Annotated in this window: 20 protein-coding genes; 11 read left to right on the top strand and 9 right to left on the bottom strand. The window is 68.4% G+C overall.

Annotation, left to right across the window (positions count from 1 at the left end; translation table 11 throughout):
* The first annotated feature begins 33 nt into the window (after window positions 1-33).
* Complete coding sequence (gene rhaS / locus ABOD76_RS21000) at window positions 34-1,035, top strand: rhamnose ABC transporter substrate-binding protein (protein WP_350245664.1); 1,002 nt, start codon at window positions 34-36, stop codon at window positions 1,033-1,035.
* A 91-nt stretch (window positions 1,036-1,126) separates the two neighbouring features.
* The gene (locus ABOD76_RS20995; protein WP_350245663.1) at window positions 1,127-2,569 is read left to right on the top strand and encodes a hypothetical protein; all 1,443 of its coding nucleotides are present in this window, start codon (window positions 1,127-1,129) and stop codon (window positions 2,567-2,569) included.
* A 90-nt stretch (window positions 2,570-2,659) separates the two neighbouring features.
* Here the strand turns inward: ABOD76_RS20995 and ABOD76_RS20990 are convergent, their stop codons facing one another.
* Window positions 2,660-3,871, bottom strand: a complete 1,212-nt coding sequence (locus ABOD76_RS20990; protein WP_350245662.1) for a zinc-dependent alcohol dehydrogenase — start codon at window positions 3,869-3,871, stop codon at window positions 2,660-2,662.
* A 227-nt stretch (window positions 3,872-4,098) separates the two neighbouring features.
* Here ABOD76_RS20990 and ABOD76_RS20985 point away from each other — a divergent pair, with 227 nt between their 5' ends.
* Together ABOD76_RS20985 and ABOD76_RS20980 are read left to right on the top strand one after the other, a co-directional pair.
* Complete coding sequence (locus ABOD76_RS20985; RefSeq protein WP_350245661.1) at window positions 4,099-4,743, top strand: ParA family protein; 645 nt, start codon at window positions 4,099-4,101, stop codon at window positions 4,741-4,743.
* The gene (locus ABOD76_RS20980; protein ID WP_350245660.1) at window positions 4,740-5,108 is read left to right on the top strand and encodes a hypothetical protein; all 369 of its coding nucleotides are present in this window, start codon (window positions 4,740-4,742) and stop codon (window positions 5,106-5,108) included. Before ABOD76_RS20985 ends, ABOD76_RS20980 begins: the two co-directional genes overlap by 4 nt.
* Before the next feature lie 7 nt (window positions 5,109-5,115).
* Here ABOD76_RS20980 and ABOD76_RS20975 read toward each other — a convergent pair whose 3' ends face one another.
* The gene (locus tag ABOD76_RS20975; RefSeq protein ID WP_350245659.1) at window positions 5,116-6,534 is read right to left on the bottom strand and encodes a replication initiator protein A; all 1,419 of its coding nucleotides are present in this window, start codon (window positions 6,532-6,534) and stop codon (window positions 5,116-5,118) included.
* A gap of 658 nt (window positions 6,535-7,192) precedes the next feature.
* Here ABOD76_RS20975 and ABOD76_RS20970 point away from each other — a divergent pair.
* The 4 genes from ABOD76_RS20970 (at window position 7,193) to xylB (ending at window position 12,322) form a co-directional block, all read left to right on the top strand.
* Complete coding sequence (locus ABOD76_RS20970; RefSeq protein WP_350245658.1) at window positions 7,193-8,521, top strand: hypothetical protein; 1,329 nt, start codon at window positions 7,193-7,195, stop codon at window positions 8,519-8,521.
* 31 nt (window positions 8,522-8,552) lie between these two features.
* On the top strand, window positions 8,553-9,575 hold the full coding sequence (locus ABOD76_RS20965) for a LacI family DNA-binding transcriptional regulator (protein WP_350245657.1): 1,023 nt from the start codon (window positions 8,553-8,555) through the stop codon (window positions 9,573-9,575).
* A 112-nt stretch (window positions 9,576-9,687) separates the two neighbouring features.
* Window positions 9,688-10,854, top strand: coding sequence for a xylose isomerase (gene xylA, locus ABOD76_RS20960; protein ID WP_350245656.1), 1,167 nt, complete (start codon window positions 9,688-9,690; stop codon window positions 10,852-10,854).
* A 1-nt stretch (window position 10,855) separates the two neighbouring features.
* A complete protein-coding gene (gene xylB / locus ABOD76_RS20955) occupies window positions 10,856-12,322 on the top strand; it encodes a xylulokinase (RefSeq protein WP_350245655.1) in 1,467 nt (488 codons plus the stop codon).
* 7 nt (window positions 12,323-12,329) lie between these two features.
* Here the strand turns inward: xylB and ABOD76_RS20950 are convergent, their stop codons facing one another.
* On the bottom strand, window positions 12,330-14,282 hold the full coding sequence (locus tag ABOD76_RS20950) for a S9 family peptidase (protein WP_350245654.1): 1,953 nt from the start codon (window positions 14,280-14,282) through the stop codon (window positions 12,330-12,332).
* A gap of 215 nt (window positions 14,283-14,497) precedes the next feature.
* On the opposite strand from ABOD76_RS20950, the gene ABOD76_RS20945 reads away from it, so the two are divergent.
* The 3 genes from ABOD76_RS20945 to nikC all read left to right on the top strand — a co-directional run bounded on the left by ABOD76_RS20945 (window position 14,498) and on the right by nikC (window position 18,053).
* Window positions 14,498-16,111 carry an ABC transporter substrate-binding protein gene (locus tag ABOD76_RS20945; RefSeq protein ID WP_350245653.1) on the top strand — a complete coding sequence of 538 codons (1,614 nt, stop codon included), beginning with the start codon at window positions 14,498-14,500 and terminating at the stop codon, window positions 16,109-16,111.
* Between the two features lie 83 nt (window positions 16,112-16,194).
* Window positions 16,195-17,202, top strand: a complete 1,008-nt coding sequence (locus ABOD76_RS20940; RefSeq protein ID WP_350245693.1) for an ABC transporter permease — start codon at window positions 16,195-16,197, stop codon at window positions 17,200-17,202.
* Complete coding sequence (gene nikC / locus ABOD76_RS20935) at window positions 17,199-18,053, top strand: nickel transporter permease (protein ID WP_350245652.1); 855 nt, start codon at window positions 17,199-17,201, stop codon at window positions 18,051-18,053. The genes ABOD76_RS20940 and nikC overlap by 4 nt, the downstream gene beginning before the upstream one ends.
* Window positions 18,054-18,113: 60 nt before the next feature.
* On the opposite strand, the gene ABOD76_RS20930 is transcribed toward nikC, so the two are convergent.
* The 6 genes from ABOD76_RS20930 to ABOD76_RS20905 form a co-directional block, all read right to left on the bottom strand.
* Window positions 18,114-18,554, bottom strand: a complete 441-nt coding sequence (locus ABOD76_RS20930; RefSeq protein ID WP_350245651.1) for a response regulator — start codon at window positions 18,552-18,554, stop codon at window positions 18,114-18,116.
* Complete coding sequence (locus tag ABOD76_RS20925; RefSeq protein WP_350245650.1) at window positions 18,547-20,835, bottom strand: ATP-binding protein; 2,289 nt, start codon at window positions 20,833-20,835, stop codon at window positions 18,547-18,549. Before ABOD76_RS20925 ends, ABOD76_RS20930 begins: the two co-directional genes overlap by 8 nt.
* Window positions 20,828-21,412 (bottom strand): biliverdin-producing heme oxygenase, encoded by a 585-nt coding sequence (locus ABOD76_RS20920; RefSeq protein WP_350245649.1) that lies wholly within the window; start codon window positions 21,410-21,412, stop codon window positions 20,828-20,830. The genes ABOD76_RS20925 and ABOD76_RS20920 overlap by 8 nt, the downstream gene beginning before the upstream one ends.
* A 90-nt stretch (window positions 21,413-21,502) precedes the next feature.
* The gene (locus tag ABOD76_RS20915; RefSeq protein WP_350245648.1) at window positions 21,503-22,705 is read right to left on the bottom strand and encodes a sensor histidine kinase; all 1,203 of its coding nucleotides are present in this window, start codon (window positions 22,703-22,705) and stop codon (window positions 21,503-21,505) included.
* A 141-nt stretch (window positions 22,706-22,846) separates the two neighbouring features.
* Entirely contained in the window at window positions 22,847-23,839 is a 993-nt protein-coding gene (locus ABOD76_RS20910) for a Gfo/Idh/MocA family protein (protein WP_350245692.1), read from the bottom strand.
* Window positions 23,840-23,901: 62 nt separating this feature from the next.
* Complete coding sequence (locus ABOD76_RS20905; protein WP_350245647.1) at window positions 23,902-24,900, bottom strand: SDR family NAD(P)-dependent oxidoreductase; 999 nt, start codon at window positions 24,898-24,900, stop codon at window positions 23,902-23,904.
* Window positions 24,901-24,909 lie beyond the last annotated feature (9 nt).

Below are 24,909 nucleotides of genomic sequence, written 5' to 3'. Positions count from 1 at the left end.
CTGCCCGTCCTTCTCCTGTCCCTGGAGGTTCCTATGAAGCACCGCGCATTCGCTCTGTCCGCCCTCACCGTCACGCTCGGCATCGGGGCTGTGGCCCTGGCCCAGCCGGCCCTTAAGAAGGGCCTGAAGATCGCCTTTCTGCCCAAGCAGATCAACAATCCCTACGAGGTGATCGCCGACAACGGGGGCCTGGCCGCCATCAAGGAATTCGGGGGCGTGGGCAAGGCGGTGGGGCCGTCCGACGCCGGGGCCAGCAGTCAGGTCAGCTACATCAACACCCTGATCGCCCAGAAGCAGGACGCCATCGTGATCGCCGCCAACGACGCCAACGCTCTGGTGCCGTACCTGAAGCGGGCCATGCAGGGCGGCACGAAGGTCGTGACCTTCGACTCGGACACCGCGCCCGAGGGCCGCAACATCTTCATCAACCAGGCCAACTCGGAGGGCATCGGCCGGGCCCAGGTGCAGCTGCTCGGCAAGCTGATCAACTACACCGGCGACATCGCCATCCTCTCGGCCACCCCCAACGCCACCAACCAGAACACCTGGATCAAGTGGATGCAGGAGGAGCTGAAGCTGCCCAAGTACAAGAACATGCGGCTGGTAAAGATCGCCTACGGCAACGACGACGACCAGAAGTCGTTCACCGAAATGCAGGGCCTGATCCAGGCGTACCCGAACCTGAAGGGCGTGATCTCGCCCACCACGGTGGGCATCTCGGCCGGCGCGCGGTACCTCAGCACCAGCCCCAGCAAGGGCAAGGTGGTGCTGACCGGCCTAGGCACCCCCAACCAGATGCGCCAGTTCGTCAAGGACGGCACCGTCACGGCCTTCCAGCTGTGGAACCCCGCCGACCTGGGCTACCTGGCCGCCTACGCCGCCGCCGCGCTGGCCAGCAATCAGATCACCGGCAAGGAGGGCGACACCTTCACCGCCGGCAAGCTCGGCAAGTACACGGTCGGCAAGAACGGCGAGGTGGTGCTAGGCCCGCCCACCACCTTCGACAAGGCCAACATCGACAAGTTCAACTTCTGAAGCCGCGGGGCGCTGCTCGCCCCTGCCGGCAGGCCCGTCCCGTGTGCTGTCCGGGCGGGCCTGCGTCTATTCACTTCAAGGAGGCACATCCATGACCCAGCCGGCTCACACCACCTACCCGTTCCGCATTGGCCTGTTCGGCATCGGGCTGGACACCTACTGGCCACAGTTCGAGGGCCTGGAGGAGCGCCTGAAGGGCTACGTGACCGAGGTGGAACAGCGGCTGGCCCGGCCGGGCGTGGAGATCGTCAACCTGGGCCTGATCGATACCCCGCAGAAGGCCATGCAGGCGGGCCATGACTTCCGCCGGGCCGACGTGGACCTGATCTTCCTGTACGTCACCACCTACGCCGTGTCCAGCACCGTGCTGCCGGTGGTGCAGCGGGCCGGGGTGCCAGTGATCATCCTGAACCTGCAACCGGAGGCGGCCATTGACTATGCCCGTTTCAACGCGCTGGGCGACCGCACCCGCATGACCGGCGAGTGGCTCGCCTACTGCGCGGCGTGTCCGGTCCCGGAGATCGCCAACGTGTTCCGACGGGCGCGCCTGCCTTTTCATCAGGTGACGGGGGTGCTGCACGGCGACCCGCACGTCTGGCAGGAGGTCGACGGCTGGATCGAGGCGGCGCGGGTGGCCCACATCATGAGGCACAACCGGCTGGGCGTGATGGGCCGGTACTACAACGGCATGCTGGACATCTACAGCGACCTGACGCTGCAGGCGATCAGCTTCGGAGGACACATCGAGATCATGGAGGTGGACGAGCTGGCCCAGCTGCGGCGCGAGGTGACGGCAGCGGAGGCGGCAGCCCGGGTGCAGGACTTCCACGATGAGTTCGAGGTGCAGCTGGACTGTGACCCGCAGGAGCTGGAACGGGCGGCCCGCACCAGCGTGGCGCTGGACCGGCTGGTGGCGCGGCATCAGCTGGGCTCGCTGGCCTATTACGCCGAAGGCGCGCCCGGCAGTGAGAACGAGGACGTGATCAGCAGCGTGATCCTGGGCTGCTCGCGCCTCACCGCCCAGGGGGTGCCGGTGGCCGGCGAGTACGAGGTCAAGAACGCGCAGGCCATGAAGATCATGGACAGTTTTGGGGCGGGTGGCTCGTTCACCGAGTACTACGCCCTGGACCTCCAAGACGACGTGGTGCTGATGGGCCACGATGGCCCCGGCCATCCCCGCATCGCCCAGGGCCGGACCAAGGTGAGGCCGCTGCAGGTGTATCACGGCAAGGTGGGCCGGGGGCTGAGCGTGGAGATGAGTGTGCAGCACGGTCCGGTCACCCTGCTCTCGGTGGTGGAGCGGGCCAGCCAGGTGCGGCTCCTGGTGGCTGAGGGCGAGAGCGTCCCAGGTCCGACGCTGGAGATCGGCAATACCAACAGCCGCTACCGCTTTCCGACCGGCGCACGGAAATTCGTCGAGGACTGGAATGCCCGGGGACCGGCGCACCACTGTGCCATCGGCGTGGGGCACCTGGCCAGTCACCTGCAGAAGCTCGGAGCTCTGCTGGAACTGGACGTGGTGCAGATCTGTTAAGGACAAACATGCGAATATGTGTACATGTTTGTAAATTTGTACACGATGAAACAGCCCCGTGTACACGCGGGGCTGTACACACTTCACTCGTTACTGAGCAGGCTCGAGTTCGACCTTGATCCAGCCCGGCTGACGCTGATCAAACGCCTCGTACGCCGAGATCACGTCCGTCAGCGGTTCCTGCCGGGTCAGCACGCGGGTCGGATCCACCACACCTGAGGCCACAAGATCCACCAGGCGCGGGATGTACGCGCGGTGGTTGCAGTTGCCCATCCGCAGGGTCACGTTCTTGTTCATGGCCTTCCCGATCGGGTAGGTGTTCAGGTTGGGAGGGTACACCCCGATAATGCCAATCTGGCCGCCCTTCTTGACCACTTCCAGGCTCCACTGAAGCACCTGAGTCGGGGCGTCGCCCGGAACCCAATGACCGTCATGCGGATCGGCGTCCGGGGCAGTCTTCTGGACCGTCTCCTGATCCTGCTGCTCCTCCTCGGCATCCGGTTTTGCCGGGCCGGTATGGGCGTGCTGGGCGTCCACCCCCACCACATCGATGACGCAGTCCACGCCGTGCTTGTCTGTGAGCTGCTGAATCACGGCAACCGGATCCTCTTCCTCGAAGTTGATGACCTCGGCTCCGTTCTGCCGAGCCATCTCCAGCCGGTCCGGCACCCGGTCCACCGCAATGATGCGGGTCGCCCCCATCAGCCGCGCGCTGATGATCGCGAACTGCCCCACCGGGCCGCACCCGAAGATGGCCACGCTGCTGCCCACGCGCACACCGGCCAGATCAGCGCCAAAGTACGCGGTCGGAAAGATGTCAGACAGGAGGAGCGCCTGGTCGTCACTGACGGTGTCGGGCAAGCGCACCAGGCTGCTGTGGGCGTAGGCAATGCGCGCCTTTTCCGCCTGCAGCCCGTTGAAGGGGCCTGAGTCCTTGGGGCCGCCGTAGAACGCGGTGCCGGCGGTCGGTCCATTCGGATTGGCATTGTCGCACTGTGCGGTGTTGCCCTCACGGCAAGGCAGACAGACACCGCAGGAGATGGTGGACGGAATGACCACCCGGTCGCCCGGCTGGAAATTCCGCACCTCGCTTCCCACTTTCTCCACCACCCCCACACCCTCGTGCCCAAGGATGGTGCCCGGCACCATGTCGCTCATGGTGCCCCGGATGAAATGCAGGTCGGTGCCGCAGATGGCGCTGGCCGTCAGCCGCACGATGGCGTCGGTCGGCTCCTGCAGCTCGGGTTCCGGAACGTCCTGAAGTCGAATATCTCCTACAGCCTGCCAGACCACTGCTTTCATGTACCCTCCCCAGCGTGCCCAGATCGGCACGCGGCTGCACCGAGGCTAAGCAGCCCAGGTGAGCCTGCCGTGACTCCATCCTCAAGTGAAGGGTAGGTGTGATGGCGGCGTTACGATTTGAGGATACTGGGTGTACACCTTTGTGGGTATGTAATCAGTCAAAATTGTACACATGTGTGCAAATGTTTTAATTTACATTTTTGTACACATGTAGTATCGTTGCTCCGATGAGCACGCCAACTACGGGGCCACTGGTGATCAGCGTGGCCAGTCTTAAAGGGGGAGTGGGGAAGACCACCTCTGCCGTTCACTTGGCCGCCCATCTGGCACTGGCTGGCCAGCGTGTCGTTCTGGCAGACGGAGACCGGATCCGCACAGCCACCGCCTGGGCCAGAGGCGGACACCTCCCGTACCCGGTCATTCCTATTACCGCGCTGGCCCGGGGCGTCAGCATGTATGACGCCGTGGTGCTCGATACCGAAGGTGGTGTGGAGAACGGCAAGCTGATCGAATATGCCCAGACCAGCGACCTCGTGCTCCTGCCCACAAGCCCGGACATCAACGGACTGGATGGCGCTGCCCAGACGGCCGAGGTGCTCAGGGCGGGCGGCATTGACACGGCCCGCTACACCGCGCTGCTGACCATGGTGCGCCCCGGCGGCATGAAGGATCTCAACGCCCGGAAAGGGCTGAGTGAACTGGGCGTACCGGTGATGCGCGCCAGCATCCGGATCAGCGAGGCCTTCCGCGACGCGTCCAACGCAGCACTGCTGGTGCGGGACATCCGGGGTGACGTGGCACAGCGGTGCTGGCGTGACTACCAGACCGCCACCACCGAACTCATCAGCCGGATTGCAGGAGGTTCAGCGTGAACGATGTAAAAAACGCCCTTGCCAGCCTCAGGGCGGCCCGGCAGAGTGAACAGCCCCTAGACCCCACCCCACCGGTTCCCGAGCCCTCAGAGGCCCCTCTCAGCGCCGGCAAGGGGCAGCCGACGATTCAGGAGGACGTCGCTCCTCGCGGAGAGGTCAAGACTCTGGCCGGTCGGGTCCCCCTCAGCCTCCACCGGGAACTGACCCGCGCCCTTCTGGACGCGGCAGATCAGCTGAAGCTCACGCGCATCAATGTGGACGAGGCGCTCGAGGCCGCCATGCGGGTGGTGCTGCGCGATCAGGACAGCCAGGAGCGCTGGCTCGAAGAACTGCGGGCCGTGCGCCGCGAACGCCGCAGCGGCTGAGTGCCTGCTACAGGTCGTAGCGGCTGCGGACCAGTTCGGTCAGCTCGGCCGACAGGTCCTCGAGCTTCAGGTCCATCGCGGCGCGGGTCGTGCGTTTCACCAGGTCTGCTCCGTCCAGTTCGCCCCGCAGCACCAGGTCGCGCAGGGCGGCCAGCATCGAGACGGTCAGCCGGCGTCCCAACATCAGTGAGACCGTCTTGAGCGCCTGCTCAGCGCGGGCCTGCGGCGTCAGGGCCGCGTACTGCTCGCTGCGCCGCTCGTCCTCCTCATCGAGTCGCTGCTGTAACAGGCGCTCACTCTGCAGGCGTTGCTGTTCGCTGCGCTGGCGCTGGTCGGCGGTCACAAAGCCTTCAGGATCGGCGTACTTGCCCTCTTCGTCCCGAATGACATCCACCAGCATGGCGGCGCGGCTGCGCGGAGAATAGCCGCGCGCGACCATGCCCCGGAACCGCTCGATCCGTTCCAGCAGTCGCTCCTCCGGGTACTGCTGGGCCAGCGAGCGGGCCATCCCGGGCGTGACCCCGAAGGCTGTGAGCTGACCGACCAGTTCCGGGTCGGGAATACTCGTCACCTCATGGGCAAACTGGTAGGAGATCACCTGTTTGGTACCTCGCCCGGTGTAGCTCACCTGCCTGAGGTACCCGCGCTGCAACAATTCTTCATGGGCACCGTCCAGCGTCCGCTTGATCTTGGCCGGTTTGAGGTCCACGATCTTGCAGGCTTTGGCCCATTCGATGATGTTGGTGTCGATGCTCAGGACGGTCAGGCTCTCCGGCTGACGCCGCTGAGCGTCCAGCAACCGGTACAGCGCGCGGGTCAGCGGCCGCTGCAGGCTGGTCAGGAACGTCAGGTCAAGCGGCTTGATGTGCTGGGCGCGGATGGAGTGCACGATTTCGCGGGCCAGGGTGATGCGCAGGATGCTGCCCCCCGTCAGACTGAGCCGGTCATCATCGCTGGTGTACTCCAGCCGGTCGATGTAGCGGAACTTGACGGTTGTCCAGCGGCCGTCCGGCTTGCGCCACGCTTCGCTGGCCGTGTAGGTCGCGGTGGTCAGCCGGTCCAGACTCTCCTTGAGCGCCCGGTAATAGTGGCCGCTGGTGTCCAGCCCGATCACGGTGAGGATCTGATACGCCGAGGTGCTGAAGGTGCCGTCCTGAGGACTGCCGTCCTCCATGAACAGCGTGATCAGCGCCAGACTCACATCATTGTCCAGGCCGTGAGGCACACCCCCATGTTTGGGCAGGGCGTCGCAACTCAGGCGTGCCGGACGCCCTTCGACTGTGAACTCCACACTCCAGCTGTTGTGGCCGTCCGGAATCCGCTCCTGAATGCTGATGAGACCTAGCCGCGCCACATTGGCCTCATCGAAACGTTCCAGCGCACGCGGCGCGCTGGATGGTGGCGGGGGCGAAGCGGACCGGCGCATGATGCCCTGCAGTTTACCCGATCCGCCGTGTTTTGTTTTTTTGGTTGTTATTTCTTTTAAAGCTCTAAAAGATATTGAATGTCAACAACAAGCAGAAAGTGCAGAGTCGCGCCAGAACGGGGAAAAAGTCTGCAAACGGCCCAAGTATGCCGATACTCTCCGGGCCATTTGGCCCAAGTATACCGATAGTTCAGCCTTCAGATGGCCCAAGTATGCCGATGCACGGGTGACCAAATGGCCCAAGTATGCCGATAGTTTTCAGGTCAAATGGCCCAAGTATGCCGATAGCCACGGCCCAAGTATGCCGAGGGTATAAGTGGCTGTTCAGCCGGAACGGCCCAAGTATGCCGATAGTTCCTGAGCCAAATGGCCCAAGTATGCCGATAGTTGGACCCCAAAACGGTCCAAGTATGCCGATACAGGGCTGAGGACGGTTTTCCACACCTTCAGGTGAACCTTAAAAAGAGCGCCAGCAGGGAAAAACGCTGGGAACGGCCCAAGTATGCCGATACCCCGAATGGCCCAAGTATGCCGATACCCGTCACGCAAATGGCCCAAGTATGCCGATACCCGGGACAGACGTCAGATCAGTTCTGCCGCTCCTTCCTGTCCGTGCGAATCGCCCGGTCTCGGAGGCGTGAACAGGTATGCTGTGCCGATGAACAATTCGATGGATTCCCGGCCGTTCCCGAAGCGGCAAGGAACGAGCGCGCACCTCTCTGGGGTGGTCTGTGCCGTCTACCGCTGGCTGCCGCTCGCCCTGCTGATGGGCGTGGTGGGGCTCGGTGAGGCAGCCACGGTGCAACTGGCCTCCAACCGGCCACCTGTACCGCTGGCGGCCGGCAGCCTGGAGGGCTACAACCTGGGCAACTGGATGCCGGTAGTGGAGGCGCGTGACGCGCTGAATGTCCTGCGGCCAAGCCTGCTGCGGTTTCCCGGTGGAAATGTGGGTGACGAGCAGGACCTGACCGAGGCCAGCTTTGTGCCGCTCAAGAGCAACTGGACCATGTTGGGCAAACCGCCACTGCTGGTGCAGACCCGCCTCTTCGCGCTCAAACCGGATTCGCACAACCAGCCGGCCGACGCGGCGGCCGCGGTCCGGGTGACTCTGGCCCAGGGCCTGCCGGTGCGTTATTGGGAGATCGGCAACGAGCCGGACCTGTACGCCGAGCACCGGGGCGATCCCTCGTGGACCCCCGAGAAGTACTGCGGGGCCTTCCGCGATCAGCGCGCCGCCATCCTGCAGGTGGACCCGCACGCCCTGATCGCCGGGCCAGCCACCAGCCAGCCGGGCCCCTGGGTGGAGCAGTTCATCCGGCTGTGCGGCGACGTGGTGGACCTGCTGACCTGGCACGAGTATCCGGACAACGGGACCCTCAGTGACGAGGCCGCGCTGGCCAGCGTGAAGCGGGTGTCGGACGATCTGGCGCACTACCAGCAGCTTCTGCGCGACCCCCAGGCGAACCCGCTGGGGCACACCCGCACCGTGCAGACCGGCGTGACCGAATACAGCCTGTCCTGGAACACCAACCGCGCGCGCCACCTGTCGGATCAGGTGGCGGGCCTGTGGGCCGCCGAAGCCACCCTGAGGCTGGCGGAGGGGGGCGCCCAGGTGGCCACCTATTTCGCGCTGCAGGCCACCGGCAACCACGGGCTGCTGGACCTGAGCGGCATTCCGCGCCCGAGTTACTACGCCATGCGTGAACTGACGCACTTTCAGGGCCAGGCGCTGCTGCTGCAGACGGACGATGACCGGCTCTGGGTCCATGCGGCGCAGCAGGATCGGACGCTGACCACCATCCTCATCAATACCGCCACCGAGCCGGTGCCGGTCTCGCTGTCGCTGACCGGCTGGCAAGCGACCGGAGCCAAGGGCTTCACGGCCGAGACGGTGGATCAGGAAGCGCCGCTGTTGCGCCTGAACCCATCCCAGCTGGTGCTGCCGCCGCGTTCGTTCGTGCGGGTCCAGTTCAAGGCGCTGCCCTGACGCTGCGGGCCGGCCGCCGGGGGAGGTGACGGTGAAGCTCAAGATCAAGGACGTGGCGACGGCGGCGGGCGTGAGTCCGGCCACCGTCTCCAAGGTCCTGACTGGTCAGGAGGTGGCCTACGCGATCAACGCCGCCACCGCCGAGCGGGTGCGGCGGGTGGCGCTGGAACTCGGCTACGTGCCGGACGCGGCAGCCCGCAATCTCAGGACCGGGCGCACCGGGCAGCTGGGGGTGGTGCTGGCGGCCACCTCGCCGTCGGAGCCGGTCGGTGAACTAGGTGAGCTGAACGCTGCTGCCGCGCTGCGCCGCACCTTTGACGGCGCCATTCTGGCGGGGCTGGGTGAGGCGGCGCGGCAGCACGGCGTGCCGGCGCTGGTGGTGTATCCGGAAGGTCCGGAAGGCGAGGCGGCTCGGTTTCTGGACGGCCGCATCGATGGGTTGTTGGTCAGTCGTGATCCGCTGCGCCCGCATCAGCTGCTCGATCACCTGGACCCGCAGCGGCTGCCGCTGGTGGCCCTCTGGACCCAGCAGACCCCGGACGCGGTGGGCCATGTGGACGCCGATCACCGGGGCGGCACGCGACTGGCGACCGAGCACCTGTTGCGCCTGGGCCATCAGCAGATCGTGTATTACGGCGCCGGCCGGGAGGGGCCGGAACACTTTGCCCTGCGTGAGCAGGGGTACCAGGATGCGATGCGGGCGGCGGGGCTGGGCGGCGGGATCCAGCGCACCCATGCGTCCGGGCGGCTGGTGAGCCTGGTGGAAGGTGGCTGCACGGCGGTGGTGGCGGAGACCGATCTGGCAGCGGCGGCGGTGGCCCGGACCCTGAACGTGGCGGGGTTGAGAGTGCCGCAGGACGTGTCGCTGGTGGGGTTTGACGACATGGTGGGGGCAGAGTTCATTGCGGGTGGGCTGACCACCGTGTACCACCCGGCCGCCGAGATGGCGGCCCAGGGCGTGGTAACGCTGCTGGCCCGGCTGGCCGGCCACCCGCCGGAGCGGCTGCTGGTGCCGACCCGGCTGGTGGTGCGCCGCAGTACCGCCCCCCGATGAGGGCCACGCTTGCCTTCGGCGACGTCTGGGGTATACTTCCAGCATACGAAATCGATTTCTCTGGACGCGGATGAGGGCAGCGTTCCCTTCCGCTGCCGGCACAGGAGCGCATATGGCACCGTACACCCCCACCCCGGACGACCGTTTCACCTTTGGCCTCTGGACTGTCGGCAACGTCGGCCGCGACCCCTTCGGCGGCCCTACTCGGGAGCCGCTGAGCGCGCCCTACATCGTGCAGAAGCTGGCGGAACTGGGCGTTTACGGCGTCAACCTCCACGACAACGACCTGGTGCCGATTGACGCGACCGCTGCCGAGCGCGACCGCATCGTCCGTGAGTTCAAGCAGGCGCTCTCGGACCACGGCCTGAAGGTCCCGATGGCCACCACCAACCTGTTCGGCGATCCGGCCTTCAAGGACGGGGCCTTCACCAGCGCCGACGCCCGCGTGCGCGCCTACGCGCTGCAGAAGACCATGGCCTCGATGGACCTCGGGGCCGAGCTGGGGGCCGAGACCTACGTGTTCTGGGGTGGCCGGGAAGGCACCGAGGTGGACGGCAGCGGCAAACTGCTGGACGCGCTCGGCTGGTTCCGCGACAGCCTGAACTATCTGGCCGAGTACAGCGAGTCTCAGGGCTACGGCTACCGATTTGCGCTGGAACCCAAGCCCAACGAGCCGCGGGGCGACATTTTCCTGCCCACCGTGGGCAGCGCGCTGGGCTTCATCGCCACACTGGCCCGCCCGGAGCTGTTCGGCGTGAATCCGGAGTTCGCGCACGAGACGATGGCCGGCCTGAGCTTCCCGCATGCCATCGCGCAGGCCATCGACGCGGGCAAGCTGTTCCATATCGACCTGAACGACCAGAAGATGGGCCGCTTCGACCAGGACCTGCGGTTCGGGGCCGAGAATCCCAAGGGCGCCTTCTTCACGGTCAAGCTGCTGGAGGACAGCGGCTACACCGGCATGCGGCACTTCGACGCGCACGCGCTGCGCACCGAGGACGAGGCGGGGGTGTGGGCCTTCGCGCGCGGCTGCATGAGGACCTACCTGATCCTGAAGGAGAAGGCCCGGCAGTGGGACGAGGACGCGGAAATCCAGGCCGCGCTCCAGGCCTACCGGGTCCAGGACGCCGGGGTGGGTGAGGCGGCCACCCGATTCAGCCCGGAGAACGCGGCAGCGCTCAAGGCCCATGCCTTTGACCGGGTTGCCCTGGGCGCGCGTGGACCGGGGCTGGAACAGCTGGACCAGCTGACCATGGAACTGCTGCTCGGGGTGCGCTGACGTGGCGGAGGTCACGCTGGGCCTGGACCTGGGCACCAGCGGCGTGAAGGTGGTGGCGCTGACAGCGGCGGGGGAGACGCTGGCGCACGCCACCCACAGCTACCCGCTGCTGACCCCTCAGCCCGGCTGGACCGAGCAGCGGCCCCAGGACTGGGCCCAGGCGACCATGCAGGCGCTCTCGGAGGTGGCGACGCAGCTGCGGGCCGGCGGTCACACACCGCTGGCGCTGGGCCTCAGCGGGCAGATGCATGGCCTGACGGCGCTGGATGCCCACGGTGAGCCGCTGCGCCCCGCGCCGCTCTGGAACGATGGCCGGACCGGGGAGGCGGTAGAGGAACTCGAACGGCGCCTTCCCCGCAGCGAGCTGATCGCCCGCACCGGCAACCGGGCGGTGCCGGGCTTCCAGTTGCCCAAGCTGTTGTGGCTGCGGCAGGCTGAGCCGGAGACCTTCGCGCGGGTGCGCCACGCGCTGCTGCCCAAGGACTACCTGGGCTATCTCCTGACTGGCCAGATGCACACCGAGGCCAGCGACGCCTCCGGCGTGGGCGCCTTGAATCTGACGACCCGCGCCTGGGACGAGGGCGTGCTGGACGCGCTGGAACTGCCGGCCAGTCTGTTTCCGCAGGTGCTGGACAGCTGGGCGGTCAGCGGACGACTGAAGGCCGATCTGGCAGCCCAGACGGGGCTGCCGGCCGGCCTGCCGGTGGTGGCGGGCGGGGGGGACAATGCGGCGGCGGGGGTGGCGCTGGGGCTGTCGGCCCGGCGGCCGGAGGTCGGCAGCCTGAGCCTGGGCACCAGCGGTGTGGTGTTCGCGCCACTCACCGAGCCCACCCCGGACCCGCAGGGACGGGTGCACCTGTTCGCCCATGCCGACGGCAGTTATCACCTGCTGGGCGTCACGCTGGCGGCGGCGGGCGCGTTGCAGTGGCTGCATGACCGGCTGGCCCCGGAGACGGGCTTCGCGGCGCTGCTGGAGGAAGCCCAGAGTGCCGGGCCGGGCGCGGGCGGCGTCACCTTCCTGCCGTACCTGAGTGGCGAACGCAGCCCGCACATGCGCGCCGACCTGCGCGGCTCCTGGACCGGACTGAGCCTGGCCACCGGCCGCGCGGAGCTGACCCGCAGCCTGCTGGAAGCCACGGCCTTCGCGCTGGCCGACACCTACGACGTGATGCGGCCGCTCTCGCAGGTGCAGCGGCTGCTGTCCACCGGCGGCGGCGCCCGCAGCGACTTCTGGCTGGGCCTGGTGGGCGGCGCACTCGGCCTGGAGGTGCAGCGCAGCGCCCGCGAGCCGGGCGCTGCGGACGGCGCGGCCATTCTGGCGATGCCGGCAGCCGGGCTGTACCCGGACCTGGAGGCGGCGATGGAGGCCCTGCGTCCGGAGGGAGAGGAAACGGTACGGAACCTGGACTCCGGCACCGCGAGGGTGGCTTACCAGCAGGCGTACCGTCGGCTCTGGGCTGAGGGCTGACCGGCCCTCAGCGGTCGACGTTCACGATCTCCAGCGTGGTGCTCAGGCCCGGCGGCGTGAAGCCGAACACCTGGCCGTAGAACTGCAGTTCTCCTTCCAGCGCCGCCCGGATGTTCTCGGCCCGCCGGAAGCCGTGGCCCTCGCCGGGGAACTCCAGCAGGGCCGTGGGGAGCCCCTGGGCCCGCACCGCCTCGTACATCGTGCGCGCCTGATTGGGCGGCACCACCCGGTCGTCCAGGCCCTGGAAGAACACCACCGGGCGGCGCAGCTGACCGGTGAAGTGAATCGGTGAGCGCGCCTCGTAGCGGGCCCGGTCCTGCGGATACGGGCCGATCAGGCTGTCCAGGTAGCGGCTCTCGAACTTGTGCGTTTCCTGGGCCAGCGCTTCCACGTCGCTGACCCCGTAGTGGCTGGCCCCGGCCGCGAAGACGTCGTGGAAGGTCAGCGCACACAGCGTGGTGTAGCCGCCTGCGCTGCCGCCGGTGATGGCCAGCCGTTCGGGGTCGGCGTCGCCGCGCGCCGCCACGTACTGGGCCGCGCTCACGCAGTCCTGCACGTCCAGCACCCCCCACTGGCCCTTCAGGCGCTCGCGGTAGGCCCGTCCGAAGCCGGTGGAACCGCTGTAGTTCACGTCCAGCACCGCAAACCCCCGGGTGGTCCAGAACTGCACGGCCGGGTCCAGCACCGCCGTGGTGGCGCCGGTGGGCCCGCCGTGGCTGATCACCAGCAGCGGGGGCCGTTCGCCCAGCGGCCCCTGGGCCCGCCGGTTGCGCGGCCGGTACAGGAAGGCGTGCACAAACTGACCGTCCTCGGTGGGCACCTCCACCGCCTCCGGCACGCTGATGTCGTCTGCGCTCAGCGGGAAGCGGGCCGACTCGCGCAGCACCTCCACCTCGCCCCCCAGGGTGACGCGCGCGATGCATGGCGCGCGGTCCGGAGCGCCGGCCAGCAGCACCACCGCCCCGTTCATCGCCTGCAGCGAGGACGCGTCCGTAAATGGCACGAGCAGTGGCAGCAGCACCCAGCGGCCGTCCTGGTGTTCCAGCCGGGCCAGCTGGGTGCGGCCCCCCTGGTCGTAGGCGCAGACCAGCTGCTCCTCCTGAAGGAAGGTGTACTGAGCCACGCCGAACACCCAGTGCGGACGGGTGAATTCCGCCTCCATCGGGTACAGCGCTTCGGCCACGCCGCTCCTGAGCCGGTACAGGTTCCACCAGCCGCTCCGGTCCGACACGAAGTGCAGCACCCCGCCGGGCGACCAGCGCGGCTCGGCCACCGACTCGCCCGGGCCGCCCGCCACGCACTGCGGCGCGGTCAGCGACCCGTCCGGCTCGACGCTCGCCAGCATCAGCCGGGTGTCGTCCCAGGGCATGTTCGGATGGTCCCATTCCACCCAGGCCAGCCGGGTGCCGTCCGGGCTGAGCCGGGGCGCGGCGTAAAAATCCGCGCCGCTCGCGAGCACCGTGCCACCCTCCGGGTTCGCTTCCCCCACGGAGACGGCCACCAGCGCGTTGCCCGGGTCGTGGTCGCCGGAGCGGTGGTCCTCGCGCACCACGATCAACCGCTGACGCTGGAGATCGGGTGTGGGGTTGGCGTAGCGCACGTCCAGGGGCGGGGTGAGCGGCTCCGGCTCCTGGCCCGGGGCCAGCCGGTACAGCCGGTCGTCGGTGAAGCTGCTGAAGGACACGGTGCCGTCCTGCACCACGTAGCAGCGCCCGCCGTACTCATGAACCCGCGTGCGGACGTTGGAGGGGGCCGGGGTCACGTCCGTCACGGCGCCGTCCGGGGTGCGTCGCACCAGCACGCTGCGTCCGGCCTCGCTGGGCCGCTCTTCCAGCCAGTACACGTCCGGGCCGTCCACGGCGATCCCCCCCAGGCCGACCGTGCCGGCCGTGATGGCGTCCGGGGTCAGCGGAGACGGCCAAGCCCCGTAGGGAAATACGGTCTGTTCGGGTTCGCTCATAGTGGCTCCTTGCGGGCCAGCGTACCACCGTGGGCCGGCGCCGGGAGCGGCAGCGGCGGCCCGCTTGACACCCTTTTGCCGAACACCTAGGGTAAGCCTACTTAAGGGGCTGATGAGGGCTCCCTTGAGATCAGCTCAGGCCCGGCGCACTTCAGGCGGTTCCACGAAGGTCCCTTGTGCGGCTTCCCGTCCGCGCGTTCCCAAGGAGTTGAAGCATGAAGCGACTGATCCCGGCGTCCGGTTCCGTCCGTCCCTCGCGTCTCGCCGGCCGGCTGCTGGCTGCCGCCCTGGCGCTCAGCCTGCCGATGGCCGCTGCCGAGTCGGCCCGCCAGAGCACGCTGGTCATCGGCGGCGACTTCTCGGACCTGATCACCCTCGACCCCGGCGTGTCCTACGAATTCACCGGCTCGCTGATCACCGGCAACCTCTACGACACCCTGGTGGGCTTTGAGGGCAACGACCTGAGCAAGGTGCGGCCCCGGCTCGCCAGCAGCTGGAAGGTCACGCCCACCGCCACCGGGTCACAGATCACCTTCACGCTGCGGCCCGCCACCTTCTCCACCGGCCGGCCGGTCACGTCGGCCGACGTGGTGTACTCGATGAACCGGGTGATCTCGCTCAAGACGCCCAGCAGCTTCCTGCTGACCGACGTGGCGAACTTGAAGGTCGGGTCGGTGACGGCCCCCAACCCTACCACCGTGGTGTTCAACATTCCCAAGACCGCCAACCCCAACATCGTGCTGGCGCTGCTGACCTTCAACGTGGGCGGCATCATCGACAGCACCGAGGCCAAGGCGCACGAGCAGAACGGCGACTTCGGCTCTGCCTGGCTGCGCGATCACAGCGCCGGTTCCGGGCCGTTCGTGCTGAACCGCTGGGACCGCAGTGCACAGGTGGCGCTGGACGCCAACCCCAAGGCGTTCCGCCGCTCCATCAATATCAAGCGGGTGATCCTGCGCTACATGCTGGAATCGTCGGCGCAGCAGACCGCTCTGAACAGTGGCGAGATCGACGTGGCCTGGGACTACACCCCGGACGCCTTCAAGGCCGCGCAGAGCAACCCCAAGCTCAAGGCGCTCAAGACCAGCACCTTCCAGATGGCCTACCTGGGCATGAACTCGGCCAAGGGCTCGCCGTTCGAGGATCCCCGCGTGCGCGAGGCGGTGCGGTACGCCATTGACCAGGACGGCATCATCAAGAGCCTGCTGCAGGGCCTGGGGCGCAAGGTGCAGACCATCATTCCTTTGGGGCTGGCCGGGTCCAATACCGCCACGCCCTACGCCTACGACCCGGCCAAAGCCAAGGCGCTGCTGGCGGCGGCCGGCAAGCCCAACGGCTTTGACGTGGACTTCCTGGTCAGCACCGGCTCGTGTTCCGGCGGCGTGCCGTGCCAGGACCTGGCTGCCAAGGTCCAGTCGGACCTGGCCAAGGTGGGCATCCGCGCCAACATCAAGCAGATGGTCAACGCTGAGCTGCTGACCACCTACCGCGCCCAGAAGGCGCCGCTGATCCAGGTGGCCTGGAGCCCCGACTACCCCGACGCGGACGGCAACGGCACCCCGCTGGCCGACTACAACGCCCACTCGCTGGCGTGGCGCAACAGCTGGAACAATGCGCAGGCGAGCAAGCTGGCGCAGTCGGCGGCCGTCGAGGTGGACCAGTCCAAGCGGGTGGCGCTGTACAAGCAGCTGACCGAGCTGATGGTCAAGGAAGGCCCCTACGCCATCCTGTACCAGCCGTACAAGCCGGTGGTGGCGAGCGCGTCGGTGCTGGGCTTTGTGCGTAACGCCAACGGCGACGTGCAGTTCGAGAAGATCAGCAAGAAGTAAGCGGCCGGGGCCGGGTGGCCGGAGCGCGGGCGGGTGCCTGCGGCTCCGGAGACCGGCCCCGCTGAGGTCAAGGAGGCACCTTTCTGCTCATCTACATACTCCGGCGCCTGGCCCTGATGCTGTTTGTGCTGTGGGGCGTCACGCTGGCGGCCTTTGTGATCTCACACGTGGTCCCGGCGGACCCGGCGGCAGCGGCGCTCGGCAACAACGCCCGTGAGCAGCAGCTTCAGGACTTCCGGGTGCGCAACGGCCTGGACAAGCCGATGGTGGTGCAGTACGCGGTCTACATGGAGCGGCTGGCCCAGGGTGACCTGGGCACTTCGCTGCGCACCCAGAGCGGCATTGCGGCCGACCTGCGGCAGTTCTTTCCGGCCACCCTGGAGCTGACGCTGGTGGCGGTGGTGTTCGCGCTGATCATCGGCCTGCCGCTCGGCATGCTGGCGGCGCTGCGCCACAACCGGCCGCCGGACCTGCTGGCGCGCATCTTCGCGCTGGTGGGCGGGGCCACCCCGGTGTACTGGCTGGCGATCCTGGCGCTGAACATCTTCCACGAGCGGCTCGGCTGGTTGCCGGGGCCGGGCCGCATCGACGCGTACAGCCTCGCGCCGCCGGTCCACAGCGGGCTGGTGACGGTGGACGCGCTGCTGGCCCACGACGGTGAGGTGTTCGTGGACGCGCTGCGGCACCTGATTCTGCCGGGGCTGGTGCTGGGCGCCTTCTCGGCGGCGCTGCTGACCCGCATGACCAGAAGCGCCATGCTGGAGGTGCTGGGCCAGGACTACATCCGCACGGCGCGGTCCAAGGGCCTGAACGGGCAGCGGGTGATCTGGAAGCATGCCCTGCGCAACGCCGCCCTGCCGATCCTGACGGTGCTGGGCAGCCTGTTCGGCAGCCTGCTGACCGGCGCGGTGCTGACCGAGACCATCTTCTCGTGGCCGGGCATCGGCAGCTACGCCACCAGTTCGGCCGTCAGCCTGGACTTCCCGGCGGTGATGGGCGTGACGCTGGTGGCCGGGCTGGCCTACTCGCTGGTGAACCTGCTGGTGGACCTGCTGTACGTGACCCTCGACCCCAGGATCAGCTTCTCATGACGGCCCGGACCACCTGGCTGAACGACCGGCGCTCCACCCCACGCCGGCTGCTGCGCAACCCCGGCGCCCTGACCGGGCTGGTGATGCTGGCCATTCTGCTGCTGTGCGCGCTGCTGCTGCCACCGCTGCTCGGCAGCCCGCTGGCCCAGAACCTCGACCTGCGGCTGCGGCCCCCCTCCGCCGCCCACCCCTTCGGCACCGATCAGCTGGGCCGCGACGTGCTGTCGCGCACCATGAACGGGGCCCGGCTGTCGCTGGGGCTGGGCGTCAGCGTGATGCTGGCCTCCCTGCTGATCGGCTCGGTGATCGGGCTGATGGCGGGGCTGCTGCGCGGCTGGTGGGACGAGGCGCTGATGCGCCTGACCGACATCTTCCTGGCGTTTCCCAGCCTGATCCTGGCGATGGCGATCTCGGCAGCGCTGGGGCCCAACCTGATCAACGTGATGATCGCGGTGGCGCTGGTGTCGTGGCCCACCTACGCCCGGCTGATCCGCGCCCAGGTGCTGGCCCTGCGCGAGCAGGAGTTTATCCAGGCGGCGCAGGCACTCGGCAGCTCGCCCTCTCGGGTGGCCCTGCGGCACCTGCTGCCCAACAGCGTGGCGCCGCTGCTGATCCAGGCGAGCTTCGACGTGGGCAGCGCCATCCTGACGGCCGCCGGGCTGGGGTTCATCGGTTTCGGGGCGCAGCCGCCCACCCCGGAGTGGGGCGCCATGGTCTCGGAAACGCGCAACTACATTGCCCAGGCGCCCTGGGCGTCCAGCGCCCCGGCCCTGGCCATTCTGTTCACGGTACTGGCCTTCAACCTGATCGGAGACGGCCTGCGCGACGTGCTGGACCCCAGAGGACGATGAGGGCAAGACACAACACAACCCTACATGTGTACAGGTATACACGTGGGGTTGTGTTGCTGCTCAGACTGGTTCGGGCAGCCGCACCACCTGCAGCCAGTAGCGTTCCAGCACCCGGATAAACTCGATGAACTCGTCCAGGCCGCTCGGTTTGGTGACGTAGGCGTTGGCCTGCAGCTGGTAGCAGCGCTCCACGTCACTCTGGGCGGCAGAGGTGGTCAGGATCACCACCGGCAGGTGCCGGGTCTGGTCGTTGGCCTTCAGGGCATTCAGCACTTCGAAGCCGTTCTTGCGCGGCATGTTCAGGTCCAGGAGCACCAGCCGCGGCGACAGGCCGGGGCCGTCCCCGCCGGGCGGGGTCAGCAGATCCAGCGCCTCCACCCCGTCGCGGGCCAGATGCAGCTGCACCGCCACCCCGGCCGCCTCAAAGGCGGCCTCGGTCAGGAACACGTCGGCCGGGTTGTCCTCGACCAGCAGAATCTCGACCGCGCTGCGCTCAGACATGCGGCCCCGGGGACGGCTGGTCGTCCGGCAAGGTGAGCGTGAAGGTGGAGCCGTGCCCGACCCCGGACGACACGCTCAGGCTGCCGCCGTGCAGCTCGGCGATCTTGCGGGCGATGGCCAGCCCGATGCCGTTGCCGACCGAGTCCTCGCGCTTGCCCAGCCGCTGGAACACCGTGAAGATCTTGTCGTGGTACTCCGGCGCGATGCCGGGTCCCTGGTCGTGCACCCGGATGGCCCAGCCTTCCGTCACCCGCTTGGCGCTGACATGCACCAGCGGGGTGTCGGGGCGGCTGAACTTGATGGCGTTGTCCAGCAGGTGACACAGCGCCTGCTGCAGCCGCGCGGCGTTGCCCTGCACCTGGGGCAGCGGGTCCACCGTGATGCGCGCGCCGCTGGAGGCGATGGCCGCCGCCAGTTCCCTCTGAAGCTGCTGCAGCACCGCGTTCAGGTCCACCTCGGCGCGGCGCGGCGGGGCTCCGGCGCTCAGCTCGGTATAGCTGTACAGGTCGCGGATCAGCGAGCGCAGCCGTTCAGCCTCGCCCAGCGTGAACTCGATCATCTTCTCGGCGCTGGCGTCCAGCTGACCACCGAAGCGCACCCCGAACAGCTCCAGGAAGTTGGAGATCAGCCGCAGCGGTTCCTGCAGGTCATGCGACATCACGAACGCGTACTCGCGCCACTCCGTGTTGGCGCGGTTCAGGCGGTCATTGGCGCGGCCCAGCTGATCGTTGAGGCTGCGCAGCATCGTGAGCCGCTCGCCCACCGCGCTGGTCAGCGCCCGCCGCAGGTCCTGCGCCTCCGCGATCTCGCCCTGGTGCCACGGCTCGGAGCGCCCCCGCACCTGCTGGATGTAGGTGTCGAAGGAGTGGCGCGGCGTCAGCTGGGCGCTGCCGTCGGCGGCCCGCTCCACCGGCTTGGTGGGGTCGCCCCCCCACGCCACCGTCTGAGGGAGCTCCGGACGGAACCACAGCAGCGCCTCCTGCCAGCCACCCGACACGCTGATGGCCAGCAGACCGCTGGCGACCCGCTCGTCCGCCTCGGCCGGCGGCCACTCGCTGCTGAGCGCGTCGGTGGCATACAGGTCATTCGGCTGCTCCCGCAGCCACTGAATCAGCGCCATGACCTGCTCCGGCGCGGGGGTCTGGCCCATCAGCTGCAGCTGACCATCGAAGTGCATCGCCAGGCCGCCGCAGTCGAGCAGCGTCATCAACCCCAGGTCCGGCTCGGCCAGCGTCTGCAGCGGGGTCAGCGAGGACGACAGCCGGTCCGCGATGCGGCGCTGCACCTCCTGGCGCTGCTGCCGGAACTGGGCGATCTCCTGTTCCAGCTTGGCCTTGACCTGCAGGTTCAGCACCCGGGCCAGGAACTCCAGCGCCGAACGGGTGGGCTGCGAGATCACGCGCCCGGTGGTGTGATGACAGGAGATCAGGCCCCACAGCCGGCCGTCCTGCACGATCGACACTGACAGGCTGGAGCCGACCCCCATGTTCCGCAGGTACTGCAGGTGCACCGGGCTGGTGCTGCGCAGCACTGCGCCGCCCAGGTTGACCGGCTGGCCGCTCTCCGGGTCCAGCACCGGGACCAGCGGGGCCGGGGCCGCGTTGACGTCGGCGGTCAGCCGGATCAGGTGCTGCACGTACAGCGCGCGCGCCTGCCGGGGAATGTCCGACTCCGGGAAGCGGTGACCCAGGAAGGGGTGCAGCTCCGGCTGCTTCGCCTCCGCGATCACCAGCCCGCTGTCATCCGGGGCAAAGCGGTAGATCATCACCCGGTCAAAGCCGGTCAGGGCGCGCACCTGCTCGGCAGCCCTTTGGGTCAGGCTGGCCAGGTCCGGGGCCGTTTCCAGCGCCGAGAGCGCGTTCTTGATCACGTGGTAGAACTCGGACGAGGTGTCCGGGTCGCGCGGCTCCAGTTCCAGCAGCAGTCGGTCGCCGGAGCGCTGCACCGTGGCGTCCAGCTCGCGGCGCGGGCCGAAGCGCAGGGTGGACGTGAACTGTCCGCCCGCGTAGCCGCCGCTGTCCAGAAAGCGCCGCAGCGCCTGCACCTCGCGCTGCTCGGCCACGTGACCCAGCGGCTGACCCAGCAGTTCGTCGGGGTCCAGCCCCAGCAGGGTGCGGGCGTTGGCGCTCGCCTGGAGGATCGTCAGGTCATGGGACAGCACCAGCAGCACCCCGTGCGGCTGCACCGAGCCGGGGATGTGGATCGGTTCACGCTCGCAGTTGGTGGTGTCCACGGTGGGGCCACCCAGGTACTGCGGGGACAGCAGGTCGGCATCAGTCATCGGCGGCTCCGGCGGGAATGGGGGCGTCCATCAGGACGGATTCGAAGGCGTGAAAGGTCTGCAGCGCGCCGGTCAGCATCTCCGCCTGCCCGCCGTGCTCGGCCGCGTGCTGCTCCAGCACCTGCCCGAACGCCTTCCACATCGGCCCGACCCGCACGCCATAGCTGTTGAAGAAGGCGGCGCCGTGCTCGGCGGTCAGCTGCAGCTGGCGGCTCAGATGACGGCCGATCAGCTGGCCGCCCAGGGTGGAGCCTTCCAGCACGTACAGGCAGCCCAGCGCGTGGGCCACGCTCGGCAGCTCGGGCAGAGCCGCGGCCGGCAGCGGGTCCGGCACAGAGAGCCGCAGGACGCTCAGGTCCTGTTCCAGCAGCGGGGCTTTCAGCCGCCCGGGCCAGCCGAGCGCGTCCGGGAGCGGCAGCGCCGAGAGCCGGGCTTCCAGCGGGTTGTACAGCCGGTACAGCTGGCGCAGCTGCTGGTGATAGAGCTCGGCCGGCAGCGGGTCGGCCATGATGGCGAGCAGCTGTTCGACGCGCTGGTGCAGGTCCTGGGTGTGGGCTTTCAGAAGGGGAAGCATCATGAGAAAAGAAACGACTTCCTGAAGCCGTGCCTCAGGCTAGCAGCTGTGGCGCCCCCCGATTGGTAACGTGAGGCGTGATGTGCCGACGCGTTATCCGGGCCCCGGAGGCGGCTGCAGCGGCAGCGCCAGGAAGAAGGTGGCGCCCCTGCCCGGCTGCGCCTCGGCCCAGACCCGGCCCCCGTGCCGCTGCACGATGCGCTTGACGTTGGCCAGACCCATCCCCACGCCGGAGAACTCGCGGTCGCTGTGCAGCCGCTGGAACGCCCCGAACAGCCGCGAGGCGTAGCGCGGATCGAAGCCCACCCCGTTGTCGTGCACGGCGATCACCGCCTCGCTGATGCCGAGCTCGCACGACACCTGGATGCAGGCCACCGGCTGACCGGCCGTGTACTTCAGCGCATTGTTCAGCAGGTTCTCGAAGGCCAGCCGCAGCAGCTCCGGCTCCCCGTAGACCCGGGGCAGCTCGCCGCACTGCCAGTCCACCTCCCGGTCCTGAAGTTCGGGCGTCAGGTTGCCCCAGGCGTCGCGGATCACCTCCGAGAGGTTGACCTGATGGAACGAGAGCGCCTGACGGGACACCCGCGCCAGGGCCAGCAGCTCGTCCAGCATGCGGTTCAGGCGCAGCGATGACGCACTCAGCACGTCCAGCAGCCGCAGGTCCTCCTCGGCCAGCCCGCGCGGTTCCAGCCGCTGCCGCAGCAGGCCCAGGAAGCCCTGCAGGTGCCGCAGCGGCGTTCTCAGGTCGTGCGAGACGGCCCCCACAAAGCTGTCGAGCTCGTCGTTCTCCGCCTGGAGGTTGCGGGTGCGCAGCTGCACCTCGTGCGCCACCTCCACATCCAGATCGCTGCGGCGCTGGGCGGTCAGCCAGCGCGCCGTCACGTCCAGGTGCGTCACCAGCGCGTACCGCTCGGTGCCATGCTGCAGTGGCCGAATGCGGACCACAAACCAGCGGTCGAGGGCAGGGCCGTGACACGGGTACTCCATCTCGAAGTGAGGCACGCTACCGTTCAGCACGCTGGCAAGGGCGCGTCCCACCGGCAGGCCCTCGGCGGCGTTCGGGCCGCTGGCCCCCTCGCAGACCTGCAGGTAGTTGGCTCCGACGCCACACGACAGCTGCTCGCCATGGTTCTGTGACATGAACTCCTGCCACGGATGGTTGACCGCCAGAATCTCACCGTCCGGTCCGACCAGCGCCATGGTGTCGTCCACACTGTCCAGGACCGCCTGGATGACATCCAGCGGCAGCGAGGTCCGGGGCAGGTGCGAAGCGTTGGTGTGGTCGGAATAGGTCATGTAGGATGAAGGGTCCGGTGGTTCACAGTTCAGTGTACGTGCGGCGCGTGTCACACGACTGCAACACCAACCAACAATTGACGCCTCCTGAAGCCCGAATGAGTGTTCGGCCCTGGCGTTCAGAATCAACCGAGAAACGCGTCAGCTTCCGCCGTCAACCGGGACGCGCCGGCCTTCTGTTGCGCTCTGGATGGCCGCCAGCACCATCGCGAGGCTGTGGAGATTATCGTGGCTGACCGTTTCGGGTTCGGTGCCGCTCCGGAGTGCCCGCACGGCGTCTCGGATCACGCCCTCGTGCCCGCCGGTCCGGGCGCCCGGGGCAGCGGGCGGCAGCTCGCGTTCCTCCAGCTCCGACAGAAAGCCCCCGCTGCGGCGCACCACGCTGGCGGTGGGCTGGTCGCCACCGTCCCAGCGGATGGTGCCGTGGGTGCCCACCACCCGCCAGTCGCCCTCCCAGCTGGTGGGGGCGCCCTCCGCGGCCCAGCTGCCCCGGTAGGTGAACACCACCCCGCCGCTCAGCTCGAAGATGGCGACCGCGCTCGCTCCCTGCCGGTACCACGAGCCCGGCGGGTTCCACTCGTGGCAGACCACGCTCAGCGGATTCTGCCCGGAGATCAGCCGGGCCGCGTCGAAGGTGTGGATGGCCATGTCCAGCAGCAGCACGTGCTCCATCTGGTCCCGGAAGCCGCCGAAATGGGCGCCGATGTAGAAGTCGGCATTGAGGGTGGTGAGGGTCCCCAGCTGCCCGCTCTGCACGAACTGCTGCACCCGGCGGATGTTCTGGTTATAGCGGCGGTTCTGGACCACGGCGTGCAGCAGCCCGCTGTCCTGGGCGGCCTGCACCATTGCGCGCGCGCGCGGCAGCGTGTCGGCCAGCGGCTTCTCGCCCAGCACGCTGACCCCGTGCTGGAAACTGGTCAGGGCCGTGTCGTGGTGCGCTTCCGGCACCGTGCAGTCGAACACGATGTCGGGGCGGGTGGCCTGCAGCACCGCGTCCAGGTCATGGCTCACCACGGCGTGGTCGAGATGGAATTCCTGCTGACGGGCGCGGGCGGCCGGTTCGTGGAGGTCCACCAGCCCCACCACCTCCAGCCCCTCCACGCGCTCGGCGCAGCGCAGCCACTCCGCGCTCATGCCCCCGCAGCCCACCAGCACCGCCCGCACCGGACGGCCCGCCGGCACCAGCGGCCAGCGGCTCACCGGCGCTGGTTGAGGGCGGCCTCGGCCTTCTGCTTGGCGCCCAGCCGCCGGGTGATGGCCGACTCGCTCTGGTCGCCGGACTTCAGCGCCTGGGTGCGGGCCGACCGGGGCAGCAGGCGGGCCGTCAGCGTCAGCAGCGGCGTGATCAGCACCGGCGCCAGGGTGTAGGCGCGGGTGGCCACCCGCGCGGCCAGGCCCGCCACCACCCGCGGCTGACCGCGCCGCAGGGCCGCGACCATCTCCTGAGCCGCCTGCTGGGCGTCCTGGGAGATCAGTGGCGCGTTGTCCAGCACCGAGAACCAGCCGTATTCCAGGCGATGGTTTCCGCCCACCTGCGCCTGCCGGGGGCTGCCGGTGCGCATCAGGCCCGGATAGGCGGTGGTGATGTGGATACCCTGCCGGGCGTACTCGGTGTGCAGCGATTCGGAGAGCCCGCCGAAGGCGAACTTGCTGGCAACGTAGCTGCTCAGGTGCGGCACCGGAATCTGTCCGCCGATGCTGCTGATGTTCAGGATGCGCCCCCGACGCCGGCTCAGCTCGCGGCGCGCCGCCCGCATCATGTGCAGCGGCCCGAAGTAGTTGATGTCCATGGCCTCGTGGTAGGCGCTGAGCGGCAGGTTCTCCGCCGGGCCCACCTGAATGATGCCGGCGTTGTTCACCAGCACGTCCAGCTGCCCGTAGTGCTGGATGGTGGCCCGCACCGCCTCCTCCGCCTGCTGCGGGTCGGTCACGTCGGCGGGCAGCAGCAGCACCGGGGTGGGGGCCAGCAGGGTGCGGGCCTCGGCCAGTTCGGTGTGGTCGCGGGCCAGCAGGGCCAGCCGCGCCCCGGCCGCCGCAAACTCACGGGCCAGCAGCAGCCCCAGCCCACGCGAGCCGCCGGTGATCAGCACCACCTGCCCCTGCAGGTCCAGCGGCGCAGGCGCAAAAAGGGGGCGGAGCAGCCAGGCTCCGGCGGCGAACAGCAGCGGGGTGGAGAAGATCCGGGTCAGGCGCATGGGTCCCTT

The organism is Deinococcus sonorensis KR-87 (genome assembly GCF_040256395.1).
GTDB classification, from domain to species: domain Bacteria; phylum Deinococcota; class Deinococci; order Deinococcales; family Deinococcaceae; genus Deinococcus; species Deinococcus sonorensis.
Note: the sequence above shows the minus strand (reverse complement) of the source record. Positions and strands in the feature narration are given on the sequence as shown.

Coding starts and splice junctions, on each gene's coding strand:
- xylA (WP_350245656.1), top strand. CDS start 9,688: ATGGCACCGTACACCCCCACCCCGGACGACCGTTTCACCTTTGGCCTC.
- ABOD76_RS20925 (WP_350245650.1), bottom strand. CDS start 20,835: ATGACTGATGCCGACCTGCTGTCCCCGCAGTACCTGGGTGGCCCCACC.
- ABOD76_RS20990 (WP_350245662.1), bottom strand. CDS start 3,871: ATGAAAGCAGTGGTCTGGCAGGCTGTAGGAGATATTCGACTTCAGGAC.
- ABOD76_RS20910 (WP_350245692.1), bottom strand. CDS start 23,839: ATGAGCGCGGAGTGGCTGCGCTGCGCCGAGCGCGTGGAGGGGCTGGAG.
- ABOD76_RS20920 (WP_350245649.1), bottom strand. CDS start 21,412: ATGATGCTTCCCCTTCTGAAAGCCCACACCCAGGACCTGCACCAGCGC.
- ABOD76_RS20985 (WP_350245661.1), top strand. CDS start 4,099: ATGAGCACGCCAACTACGGGGCCACTGGTGATCAGCGTGGCCAGTCTT.
- rhaS (WP_350245664.1), top strand. CDS start 34: ATGAAGCACCGCGCATTCGCTCTGTCCGCCCTCACCGTCACGCTCGGC.
- ABOD76_RS20915 (WP_350245648.1), bottom strand. CDS start 22,705: ATGACCTATTCCGACCACACCAACGCTTCGCACCTGCCCCGGACCTCG.
- ABOD76_RS20970 (WP_350245658.1), top strand. CDS start 7,193: ATGAACAATTCGATGGATTCCCGGCCGTTCCCGAAGCGGCAAGGAACG.
- ABOD76_RS20905 (WP_350245647.1), bottom strand. CDS start 24,900: ATGCGCCTGACCCGGATCTTCTCCACCCCGCTGCTGTTCGCCGCCGGA.
- ABOD76_RS20950 (WP_350245654.1), bottom strand. CDS start 14,282: ATGAGCGAACCCGAACAGACCGTATTTCCCTACGGGGCTTGGCCGTCT.
- ABOD76_RS20930 (WP_350245651.1), bottom strand. CDS start 18,554: ATGTCTGAGCGCAGCGCGGTCGAGATTCTGCTGGTCGAGGACAACCCG.
- ABOD76_RS20975 (WP_350245659.1), bottom strand. CDS start 6,534: ATGCGCCGGTCCGCTTCGCCCCCGCCACCATCCAGCGCGCCGCGTGCG.
- ABOD76_RS20995 (WP_350245663.1), top strand. CDS start 1,127: ATGACCCAGCCGGCTCACACCACCTACCCGTTCCGCATTGGCCTGTTC.
- nikC (WP_350245652.1), top strand. CDS start 17,199: ATGACGGCCCGGACCACCTGGCTGAACGACCGGCGCTCCACCCCACGC.
- ABOD76_RS20945 (WP_350245653.1), top strand. CDS start 14,498: ATGAAGCGACTGATCCCGGCGTCCGGTTCCGTCCGTCCCTCGCGTCTC.